The 10,488-nt window shown below is 71.3% G+C and carries 11 protein-coding genes; 8 read left to right on the plus strand and 3 right to left on the minus strand.

Features of this window, described 5'->3' with window-relative positions:
* Positions 1 to 187: hypothetical protein (locus JWQ91_RS07125; RefSeq protein WP_297782168.1), on the plus strand; the 187-nt coding region annotated here is incomplete at its 5' end.
* Positions 188 to 262: 75 nt separating this feature from the next.
* Here the strand turns inward: JWQ91_RS07125 and JWQ91_RS07130 are convergent.
* Entirely contained in the window at positions 263 to 1,039 is a 777-nt protein-coding gene (locus JWQ91_RS07130; protein WP_297782169.1) for a cutinase family protein, read from the minus strand.
* Positions 1,036 to 2,142, minus strand: coding sequence for an acyltransferase family protein (locus tag JWQ91_RS07135; RefSeq protein WP_297782170.1), 1,107 nt, complete (start codon positions 2,140 to 2,142; stop codon positions 1,036 to 1,038). Before JWQ91_RS07135 ends, JWQ91_RS07130 begins: the two co-directional genes overlap by 4 nt.
* A 48-nt stretch (positions 2,143 to 2,190) precedes the next feature.
* Between JWQ91_RS07135 and JWQ91_RS07140 the strand changes: the two genes are divergently transcribed.
* A complete protein-coding gene (locus JWQ91_RS07140) occupies positions 2,191 to 2,652 on the plus strand; it encodes an NUDIX domain-containing protein (protein WP_297782171.1) in 462 nt (153 codons plus the stop codon).
* On the opposite strand, the gene JWQ91_RS07145 is transcribed toward JWQ91_RS07140, so the two are convergent.
* Positions 2,631 to 3,776 carry a hypothetical protein gene (locus tag JWQ91_RS07145; RefSeq protein ID WP_297782172.1) on the minus strand — a complete coding sequence of 382 codons (1,146 nt, stop codon included), beginning with the start codon at positions 3,774 to 3,776 and terminating at the stop codon, positions 2,631 to 2,633. The two genes, JWQ91_RS07140 and JWQ91_RS07145, sit on opposite strands and share 22 nt — an antisense overlap.
* A 142-nt stretch (positions 3,777 to 3,918) precedes the next feature.
* Between JWQ91_RS07145 and JWQ91_RS07150 the strand changes: the two genes are divergently transcribed.
* The 6 genes from JWQ91_RS07150 to rpsG all read left to right on the plus strand — a co-directional run.
* A complete protein-coding gene (locus JWQ91_RS07150; RefSeq protein ID WP_297782173.1) occupies positions 3,919 to 4,644 on the plus strand; it encodes a GntR family transcriptional regulator in 726 nt (241 codons plus the stop codon).
* A 41-nt stretch (positions 4,645 to 4,685) separates the two neighbouring features.
* The gene (locus JWQ91_RS07155) at positions 4,686 to 5,990 is read left to right on the plus strand and encodes a hydroxyacid-oxoacid transhydrogenase (protein WP_297782174.1); all 1,305 of its coding nucleotides are present in this window, start codon (positions 4,686 to 4,688) and stop codon (positions 5,988 to 5,990) included.
* A 2-nt stretch (positions 5,991 to 5,992) separates the two neighbouring features.
* A complete protein-coding gene (locus JWQ91_RS07160; RefSeq protein WP_297782175.1) occupies positions 5,993 to 8,812 on the plus strand; it encodes an FAD-binding and (Fe-S)-binding domain-containing protein in 2,820 nt (939 codons plus the stop codon).
* Positions 8,813 to 8,829: 17 nt separating this feature from the next.
* Positions 8,830 to 9,552, plus strand: a complete 723-nt coding sequence (locus JWQ91_RS07165) for a maleylpyruvate isomerase family mycothiol-dependent enzyme (protein ID WP_297782176.1) — start codon at positions 8,830 to 8,832, stop codon at positions 9,550 to 9,552.
* A gap of 175 nt (positions 9,553 to 9,727) precedes the next feature.
* Positions 9,728 to 10,102, plus strand: coding sequence for a 30S ribosomal protein S12 (gene rpsL, locus JWQ91_RS07170; protein ID WP_056606137.1), 375 nt, complete (start codon positions 9,728 to 9,730; stop codon positions 10,100 to 10,102).
* The coding region (gene rpsG / locus JWQ91_RS07175) for a 30S ribosomal protein S7 (RefSeq protein WP_297782177.1) at positions 10,102 to 10,488 on the plus strand (387 nt) is incomplete at its 3' end. The genes rpsL and rpsG, both read left to right, overlap by 1 nt.

A 10,488-nucleotide genomic window follows, 5' to 3' on the forward strand; every position in this document is an offset into this window, starting at 1 on the left:
CGGCAAGCTCATCCCGGCGGGTACCGGTCTCGACCGCTACCGCAACATCCGGGTCGAGCCCACCGAGGAGGCCCGTCAGGCCGCCTACGCCGTCACCGGCTACGGCGACTACGACTACGGCTTCGGCGCCCCGGACTCCGCGCCGGTGCAGCTCGATGACTTCGACTTCACGTCGTACGACAAGTAGTCAGCACTGAGCGTTGCCCCCGGACCCGTCAGGGTCCGGGGGCTTCGTCGTCCGTAGGGCAACGGGATCCGGGACTCAGAGGCCGTTGCGGCGCAGGACCTGGTCGAGCTGCTCGGCGGTGGCGCGCACCGAGGCCGGCTTCTGGTAGAAGTACTTGTGGGTGTCCGACGGCGGCCCGCCGGGAGCGCCCTGGTCGTTGCAGATCTCGTCGCCCTCGACGCACAGGCTGATGGCGGCCGCGCGCAAGTCGGGGTCGATCGGCGCGCCGGAGCCGAGGCGGCCGTTGCCGGTCGTGGGCCTCGGCGCGTAGGACCACTGGACGATCTTGTCGGCGGGGTTGCGGCGCGGGTCGGCGATCATCGCGACGAGCGGGATGCGGCGGGCCAGGTCGCGCGGCACGGCGACCGTCGCGGTGTGGAGGACCTGCGCGCCCTGGCTGAACCCGACGAGCGCGAAGCGGGTGTCGGGGCAGGACCGGGACAGCGACTCGAGCCGCGACGACACCATCGCCGCCCCCGTGTCGACGTGCGACTGGTACGCCGCGAGTGACGAGGCTGCCGCGGAGTCGTAGCGGACCGCCTCGAGCCGGACCGTGGTGTCTCCCCGGGCGTGCAACCGGCGGGTCAGCTCCGTGACCGTGCGGCGTACCTCGGTGCCGACACCGAAGTTGCGATCGAGCGCCTGGGTCGAACCCCGTGCGCCGATCACGACGAGGTCGGCGCACGTCTGGCCGACCAGGGCACCCGTGTCCTCGGGCGCCCCGTCGTCGGACGCCGAGAACGCACCCGAGCAGCCGGCCATCGAGAGGACGGCGGCGAGCAGGGTGGCGAGTCGCGCGGGCCGCCGGGTCATGGCGCCTTGGCCGGGCGGATCTGCTCGGCCTCGAGCGAGGCCGCCGGGACCCGCACCGACGGCGGCTCGGCCTCCCGGAACAGCCACGTCAGGCGCGGCTCGAACAGGGGCCGGAACAGCGTCGCGACGGGCTTGGTCATCAGGAGGTTGGCGGCGATCACCGCGACCACCATGCAGCCGACGACCGACAGGGCTCCGTACTGCTCGAGCTTCTGCCACAGGTCGAACTGGCGGTCGAGCCAGATGATGACGAAGCCGTGCAGCAGGTAGCAGTAGAACGTACGTCCGCCCAGCACCGTCGTGATCGACCGCGAGCGGGGGATCAGCGACAGCGTCGCAAACGTCAGCGCCGCGCCGACCAGCAGCAGCTCGCCGCGGGTCATCATGCCCTCCCACGGCCCGGCGGTCAGCGGCTCCTCCTCGTAGCGGTCCTTCCACAGCAGCCACTGGGTCTCCCACCCGTGGGCGTACACCTGGCAGATCACGAACGACCCGGCGAGCAGGAGGACCGACGCGACCCGGATGCGCCAGTCGCCGAGCTTCATGAACAGCTCGCGGTTCATGTGCAGCCCGATGACCCAGAACGGCAACAGGGCGAGGACCTTGGGCAGCGCCAGGACGTTGGGGATCTCGATCAGGCCGGCGAGCAACGAGATCACGATCGACGTCGTGATGGGGTACTTCAGGGCCCGCCAGATCGGCGTCGTGATGCGCCAGATGAACAGGGCCGCGAGGAACCAGCCGAGCCACTGCGGCGACAGGATCATGAGATGGGTGGGCTTGCCGTCGTAGTGCTTCGTGATGAGCTGCAGGCTCGTCTCGACGAGGAGGTACGGCACGATCAGGGTGCTGACAATGCGCCGGATCTGCCGGAAGTCACCGACGTAGTGCCGGGCGGTGTAGCCCGAGATGAGGATGAAGAACGGCATGTGGAACGCGTAGATCCACGTGTAGACGCCCTTGGCCGAGTCCATCACGACGAGCTCGGTCAGGGAGTGCCCGATCACGACCAGCAGCATGACCCAGTAGCGGGCGTTGTCCAGGTAGGCCACGCGCTCCTTGGGCGGAGTCGTGGCCACCGGGAGTGGGTCGAGTGAGCTCATCACCGCCGATCCTAATAGCCTGAGACCAATCCGACCTGTGGAGGACCAGTGCCAGAACCGTCACGCACACAACGTCTCGGGGCGTATGCCGTGCTGGTCCGCGACGACATGATCCTGCTGACCAGGATCTCGCCGATCGGCTTCCCAGCCGGCCACTGGACGCTCCCCGGGGGTGGGGTCGACCACGGCGAGTCGCCGGGCGACGCCGTGCGACGGGAGCTGTACGAGGAGGCCGGGCTCGAGGCGCGGGCCGTGCGTCTCGTCGACGTCCACGACGTCCACGTCGTCGACACCGGCCGCGGTGACGTCTACGAGGACTACCACGGCGTCCACCTGCTGTACGCCGTGGACGCCGACCTCACGGTGGAGCCGCACGTCGTCGAGATCGGCGGGACGACCGACATCGCCCGGTGGGTCCCGATCGTGGACGTCGGGTCAGCGATCGGCCCGGTGCTCCCGATGGTCGTGCACGCGATCGAGCGCGTGGATCACTTCGCCGCGGGTGTGTAGAACAGGGCCGTGTAGTTGCCGCGGGCCGACAGGATGTTGACCGCCCGCGCGATGCCACCGTCCGCGGTCCGCGCGGTGTAGGTCGTGCTGACCGAGTTGAGGTCCTCGGCGACGTCCTTGCTGGTGCGCCCCGTGCGGCTGTGGGACTTGACGTACGCCAGCGCGACCTGGTCGGCCAGGGCGGCTCCCCGGGTGCTGACGGTCGCGAACTGCGGTTTGAACCCGCTCAGGATCAGCGTCGTGGACGTCGGGGCCACCCAGCCGTCGACGAGCTTCGTCGTGGGCGGGGCGTCCTCGTCCATCTTGGGCCAGATCAGCCCGGAGGTCTCGGTCAGCGGGTCGATCTCGGCGATGTTGTCCAGGGAGCCCGTCTCGCGGGCGAGCTGGCCGGCGCGAGGCTCGCCGACGAACTGGACCGTGACCTGCATGACCGGCTTGCCCAGCGTCGCGGGAGCCGAGGTGCGGTCCGAGAGCCGGCCCGGGTCGACCCGCATCGTGACCCGGATGTCGCGGCTGCCCTCGGTCTCGCCGCGGGCCGAGAACTCGCACGCGGTGATCCGGCGCTCCTTCGACGTGCAGTACGCCGACAGGTCGTCGAGCTCGACGCCAGCCTCGGGCAGGGCCGCGTCGATCTGGGCGAGCATCCGCCGCACGACGTCGGACGGAGCGCCGTCGATCCGCATCAGGGAGATCGTGGTGTCCGGTCGGGGTGTCTCGTCGAGGATCTTGAACGAGTCGTCGCTGGGGCGGCTCGTGGGCGTCGGGGTCGGCGTGGGCGACGGTGCCGGGGTGCCGTTGGCCTCGTCCTGGGCGAGCTTGTCGGCCTTGACGGCCTCGCTCTGCGCCTCGGCGGCCTCGAGCTCGGGTCGGTAGGCCTCGATCAGCCGGTGGCTGCGGTAGCGGAAGAGCGGCCCCAGCTGGGTCGCCCCCTGCGGGACGAACAGGCCGTACGCGATGGGGCTCTCGGGGCCGGACTCGTGCTCGGAGAGGTCGGGCGGGGGAGTGCGGACGGCGCCCACGGACGTGGCGGGGCTCGGATCCTGCTGACCGCTGCCACCGTCGCACGCGGCCAGCGCCACGAGCGTCAGCACCGAGAGCAGCGCCGCTGTGGTCCGAGACTTCATGTGTTCCCCTCGTCGGGCCCGTCGACGGGCGGATTCTCTGTGGAGCGTGGAGGGGCCTCGCACCGACGGCCGCCCGCGTACCAGCACCTCACGATATCGTTCCCTCCCAAGACTCCGGATCCAGATGGGAGAACCGGTCACGATGACGCGCACCACGACGACGGACCGGGTCTTCGCCTCCCTCCGGGAGTCGATCCTGACCGGCGAGTTCCCCGCGGGGTCGCTGCACTCGATCTACCGGCTGGCGGACCTGCTCGGGGTGTCCCGCACCCCGGTCCGGGAGGCGGTCCTGCGGCTCGCGGACATCGGCCTGGTCACGGTCGAGCGCAACCGTGGGGTCCGGATCCGCGGGGTGTCGGTGGCCGACGTCCAGGCGGTCTTCGAGCTGCGGCTCATGATCGAGGTGCCGGCCGCGGCCTACGCGGCCACGCACGCCGGCCCCGACGACGTGAAGGCGCTGACCGACGAGCTCGACGGGATGCGACTCGGAGCCGAGGCCGGCGACGAGGCCGCGTTCACGGGTCACGACCGGGCCCTCCACCACGCGATCGGCCACGTCCTCGGCAACGTCCGGCTGCAGCACGAGGTCGCCGCCCTCCGCGACTCCATCCAGACCCGGGGCGCCTCGACCCTGCACCGGTCACGGGGCATGACGGAGATCCTCGACGAGCACGTACCGATCGTCGAGGCGATCGCGACGGGTGACCCGGCGGAGGCAGGGGCCCGGATGGAGCGCCACCTCGTGCACACCGCGTCGCTGCTGATGGGACAGGTGGCACCCGACGCCGCAGCGGTCGACGACGCCTGGGCGGACCGCCTGCGGGGACACCTCTACGTCCCCGGTCGGAGCGCCTCCTCACGGCAGTAGCATGCTAGTCTCGGCACCGTTCGCACCCGAAGGAGAAGCACATGTCGAACTTCCATCCGAGCCACCCGGAGACCGTCTTCACCTATGGGGCGCCGGGCCTCAAGTTCGGCGTCGGTGCGCGCCATGAGCTGGGCCACGACCTCGGCCAGCTCGGAGCACGGCGGGTGCTCGTCGTGACCGACCCGGGCGTCGCGGCGACCGGGGCGCCCGAGGAGATCGCCGAGTCGCTGCGCGCAGCGTCGATCGACACGATCGTCTTCGACCGGACGCGGGTCGAGCCCACCGACCGGAGCCTCGACGAGGCCATCGCGTTCGCCCGGGCCGAGGGGCCGTTCGACGCGATCGTCGCGGTCGGCGGTGGCAGCGCGATCGACACCGCCAAGGCGGTCAACCTGCTCGTCACGAACGAGGGCGAGCTGATGGACTACGTCAACGCCCCCGTCGGACGGGCCCGCGCGCCGAAGAACCCCCTCCTGCCGCTGATCGCGGTCCCGACGACGACCGGGACCGGCAGCGAGAGCACGACGATCTGCGTCCTGGACGTCGTGAGCCAGCACGTCAAGACCGGGATCTCCCACGCGCGGCTGCGTCCGACGTTCGCGGTCGTGGACCCCGAGCTGACGATGAGCCAGCCGGCCGGCGTGACCGCGGCGTCGGGGCTGGACATCCTGTGCCACGCGCTCGAGAGCTACACGGCACGGCCCTACGGCTCGTACGAGCGCAAGCAGGCCCACGAGCGGGTGCCCTACTGCGGCTCCAACCCCATCGCCGACATGTGGTCGGAGAAGGCGCTCAGCCTGATGGCCGCATCGTTCCGCACGGCCGTGCGCGACGGCGACGACCTGGCGGCGCGGACCGAGGTCGCGATGGCGGCGACCTTCGCCGGGCTGGGGTTCGGCAACGCGGGTGTCCACATCCCGCACGCCAACGCGTACCCCATCGCCGGACAGGTCCGTGACTTCCGGCCGGCCGACTACCCAGTGCTCGACAAGGACGGCGACCACGCGCTGGTCCCGCACGGCATGGCGGTGTCGCTGACGGCGCCGGCCGCGTTCCGCTACACGTTCGAGGCGTCCCCCGAGCGGCACGTCCGCGCGGCCGAGCTGCTCGCGCCGGGGGCCGCCCGCCCCGACGACGCGGCGGAGTTCCTCCCGCAGGTGCTGGCCGCGATCATGCGCGACGTCGGCATCCCGTCCGGGATCGGGGCGGTGGGCTTCGGCGAGGGCGACATCGACGCGCTGGTCGAGGGCACCATGAAGCAGCAGCGCCTGCTCGCGACCGCCCCGCTCGAGGTCACCGAGGACGCCGTCGCGACGATCCTCGACCAGTCGATCGAGCTCTGGTAGCCGTGACGCGCTCCTCCATCGCGCCGACCGCGGTCACGACCGACGTCGTTGCCGAGCTGGCCCGACTGGGCGTCACGGACGTCGACGACTCGACGCTGACCCGGGCCCTCTACAGCACCGACGCCTCTCTCTACCGGGTCGTGCCGCAGGTCGTGGTCCGGCCGCGCAGCACCGAGGAGGTCCTCGCGACGATCGCCGCCTGCCGGGAGACCGGCACGCCCCTGACCTCGCGCGGCGCCGGCACGTCGATCGCGGGCAACGCGATCGGCACGGGCGTCGTGATCGACTTCACCCGGCACCTCAACCGCGTCCATGACATCGACGTGGAGGCCCGCACGGCACGGGTCGACCCCGGCACGGTGCACGCCGTGCTGCAGAAGGCCGCGGCGCCGCTGGGCCTGCGGTTCGGCCCCGACCCGTCGACGCACACCCGCTGCACGGTCGGCGGGATGATCGGCAACAACGCGTGCGGGTCGCGCGCGCTGGCGTACGGCCGCACCGCCGACAACGTCGTGGCGCTCGACGTCGTGACGATGGCGGGGGAGGAGCTGTCCCTGACGGCGGGCGGACAGACCGCCTCGCCGACCCTCGACCGCCTGCGCGAGGTCGTCGCCGGCGGACTGGGGACGATCCGCACCGAGCTCGGCACGTTCGGCCGCCAGGTCTCGGGCTACAGCCTCGAGCACCTGCTGCCCGAGAACGGGTTCGACGTCGCGACGTTCCTGGCCGGCACCGAGGGGACGCTCGCGACGATGACGTCGACGACGGTGCGCCTGGTGCAGGACCCGCCGCACCGCCGGATCCTGGTGCTGGGTTACGCGTCGATGGCCGACGCGGCCGACGACGTCCCGGCGCTGCTGCCGTTCGCGCCCACGGCGTGCGAAGGGCTCGACTCCCGCATCGTCGACGTGTTCCGCACGCACAAGGGCTCCGTGCCCGACCTGCCGCGGGGCCAGGGCTGGCTGTTCGTCGAGATCTCCGGCGACGACCCGCTGCTGGTCGCCGACACCGTGACCCGGGCGTCCCGGGCGGCGTCCGCCGTCGACAGCCGCGTCGTGACCGACGCCGCGGAGCAGGCGGTCCTGTGGCGCATCCGCGAGGAGGGTGCCGGCCTCGCGACCCGCACCCTGCCCGGAAAGGCCTTGTCGGGCTGGGAGGACGCCGCGGTGCCGCCGGAGCGGCTCGGGACCTACCTGCGCGAGTTCGACGAGCTGCTGCGCGCCAACCGCCTCGACGGCGTCCCGTACGGGCACTTCGGCGACGGCTGCATCCACGTGCGCATCGACTTCCCGCTCGACGAGCCGGGCGGCCACGAGGTCTTCCGGTCGTTCCTGTTCGATGCGGCGAGGCTCGTCGCCTCCCACGGCGGCTCGCTCTCGGGCGAGCACGGTGACGGTCGCGCGCGGTCCGAGCTGCTCCCGCTGATGTACTCCGCCGACGCGATCGACCTGTTCGGCGCCGTCAAGGGCGTCCTCGACCCCGACGACCTGCTCAACCCGGGTGTCCTCGTCCGCCCCCGCCCCGTCGACGCGGACCTGCGGGGCCCCGAGTCCATCGTCGGCCGCCTCGACGGGCGGCTGGGTCTACGCCTGCTGCACGACGCGGGGGACCTCGGCAAGGCCGTGCACCGGTGCACCGGCGTCGGCAAGTGCATCGCGGACAACCAGGGCTCGAACGGCGTCATGTGCCCGTCGTTCCAGGCGACCCGGGACGAGAAGGACTCGACCCGCGGCCGGGCGCGGGTCCTGCAGGAGATGATCGACGGCCGCCTGGTCAAGGGCGGCTTCCGCGCCCCGGAGGTGCACGACGCCCTCGACCTGTGCCTGTCCTGCAAGGGCTGCCTCAACGACTGCCCGACCGGCATCGACATGGCGAGCTACAAGTCCGAGGTGCTGCACCAGTCGTACAAGGGCCGCCTCCGCCCCCGCAGCCACTACGTCCTGGGCCGCCTGCCGTTCTGGGCCCGGGTGACGTCGCCGATCGCGTGGCTCGCCAACCTCGGGCTCCGGACGCCGGGCCTGCGCTCGATCGCGCGCTGGGTCGCGGGCGTCGACCAGCGGCGCAGCCTCCCGGCCTTCGCGACGAGGCGCTTCTCCCGCCTGGCGCGGCCCGTCCTCGCCGACGGACGGCCCCGGGTCGTCATCTGGGCCGACTCCTTCACGGAGTACTTCTCGACCGACGGTGGCCAGGCCGCGCTGCGGGTGCTGGACGGCGCGGGCTACGACGTCGAGGTGCTGAGCCGGCCGCAGTGCTGCGGACTGACCTGGATCACGACGGGTCAGCTCGACACCGCGCGGACCATGATCGCCCGCGCCGTGGACCAGCTGCACCCCTATGTCACGGCCGGCGTCCCGGTCGTGGGGCTCGAGCCGTCGTGCCTGGCTGTGCTCCGCTCGGACGCCGTCGAGCTGCTCGACGATCCGCGGGCCCTCGACGTCGCCGCCGGCGTGTTCACCCTCGCCGAGGTGCTGCAGCGGACCGAAGGCTGGCAGGCGCCCGACCTGACCGGGACGCGCCTCGTCGTCCAGCCGCACTGCCACCAGGCCTCGGTGCTCGGCTTCGAGGCGGACCTCGCGGTGATGCGGGCGACCGGTGCCACGATCGAGCGGCTGTCCGGCTGCTGCGGCCTGGCGGGCAACTTCGGCGTCGAGAAGGGACACTACGAGGTGTCGGTCGCGGTCGCGGAGCAACAGCTCCTGCCCGCGATCCGTAACGCGGCACCCGGTGCCGTCGTTGTCGCTGACGGATTCTCCTGCAGGACCCAGCTCGATGACCTCGTCGACGTGACCGCCGTACATCTCGCCCAGATACTCGACCGCTGACCGGAGACGAGCCCACCATGGACCATGCGCTGGAGCTCGGCACCGCGACGTCCCGCTTCGCCGAGCTAGCTGCGATGTCCGCCGGGGACGAGCCCGTCCCGGCGTGCGAGGGCTGGACGGTGCACGACCTGGCCGTCCACCTCGGCACGATCCACCGCTGGGCCGGCTCGATCCTGCTCAGCGGTCAACGCCTGCCCGAGCCCAAGCCGCTCGTCACGGAGCCGGTCTCGGAGTGGTACTCCCGCACGGCCTCGGCCCTGCTGGGCGCGGTCCAGGCCGTCAGCCCCGACGAGCCGGTCCCCAACTTCACCCACCTCGGCGAGACCGCGGCGTTCTGGTCGCGTCGGCAGATGCACGAGACGACGGTCCACGCCGTCGACGCGGCACAGGCGCTGGGCTTCGACGAGGGTCGGTGGACCGTCGACCCGGCCCTGGCCGCCGACGGCATCGATGAGGTGCTGCAGGTGTTCTTCCCCCGCATGACGGCCCGCGGCCGACGACCGGACGTACGCTCTCGGGTCCGGCTCGTCGCGACCGACGTGGGCCAGACGTGGATCGTCGGTCCCGGCACGGACGACGGCACACCGCTGCAGCTCCACCCGTCCCGGGAGGCGGACACGACCGTCACCGGGACGGCGTCCGATCTCTACCTCGGGCTGTGGCACCGGGTGTCCCGGCACCGTCTGGAGTTCGACGGGGACGACGCCGTCGCGATGTTCGAGGGGCCCACGACGCCGTAGCCCGCGGCCGGGGCGTGGTCGACCGGGCGGTGAATTTGTCCCATGGCGGTGCGGGCCGGTAGTATTCGAGACTGTGCCTGCACCAGTCAGGCCGTTGCACGCATCCCGCCGGATTTCACGGCGGTGAGTGCATCACGACTCATGGCTCACACCAGTCAGAAGAAGGAAGTTTGTAGTGCCCACGATCAACCAGCTGGTCCGCAAGGGCCGTCAGCGCAAGGTCGTCAAGACGACGACCCCCGCGCTCAAGGGTTCACCTCAGCGACGCGGTGTCTGCACCCGCGTCTACACCACCACCCCGAAGAAGCCGAACTCCGCGCTCCGCAAGGTCGCCCGAGTCAAGCTCTCGAGTGGTACCGAGGTCACTGCATACATCCCCGGTGAGGGTCACAACCTGCAGGAGCACTCGATCGTGCTCGTGCGCGGCGGTCGCGTCAAGGACCTCCCCGGTGTGCGCTACAAGATCATCCGCGGCGCCCTCGACACGCAGGCCGTCAAGGGTCGCAAGCAGGCCCGCAGCCTGTACGGCGCGAAGAAGGAGAAGAAGTAATGCCTCGTAAGGGTCCCGCGCCCAAGCGCGTCGTCGAGACTGATCCGGTCTACGGAAGCCAGCTCGTCACTTCACTCATCAACAAGGTCCTGGTCGACGGCAAGAAGCAGGTCGCCCAGCGCATCGTCTACGCCGCACTCGAGGGCACGCGTGAGAAGTCCGGCACCGATCCGGTCATCACGCTCAAGCGCGCGCTCGACAACGTCAAGCCGGCCATCGAGGTCAAGAGCCGCCGCGTCGGTGGCGCGACCTACCAGGTCCCGATCGAGGTCCGCGCGGTCCGCCAGAACACCCTGGCCCTGCGCTGGCTCGTCAGCTACGCCGGCTCGCGCCGCGAGAAGACCATGGCCGAGCGCCTCATGAATGAGCTGCTCGACGCCAGCAAC

Origin of the sequence: Aeromicrobium sp., from assembly GCF_025965075.1 — a bacterium.
Taxonomy (GTDB): domain Bacteria; phylum Actinomycetota; class Actinomycetes; order Propionibacteriales; family Nocardioidaceae; genus Aeromicrobium.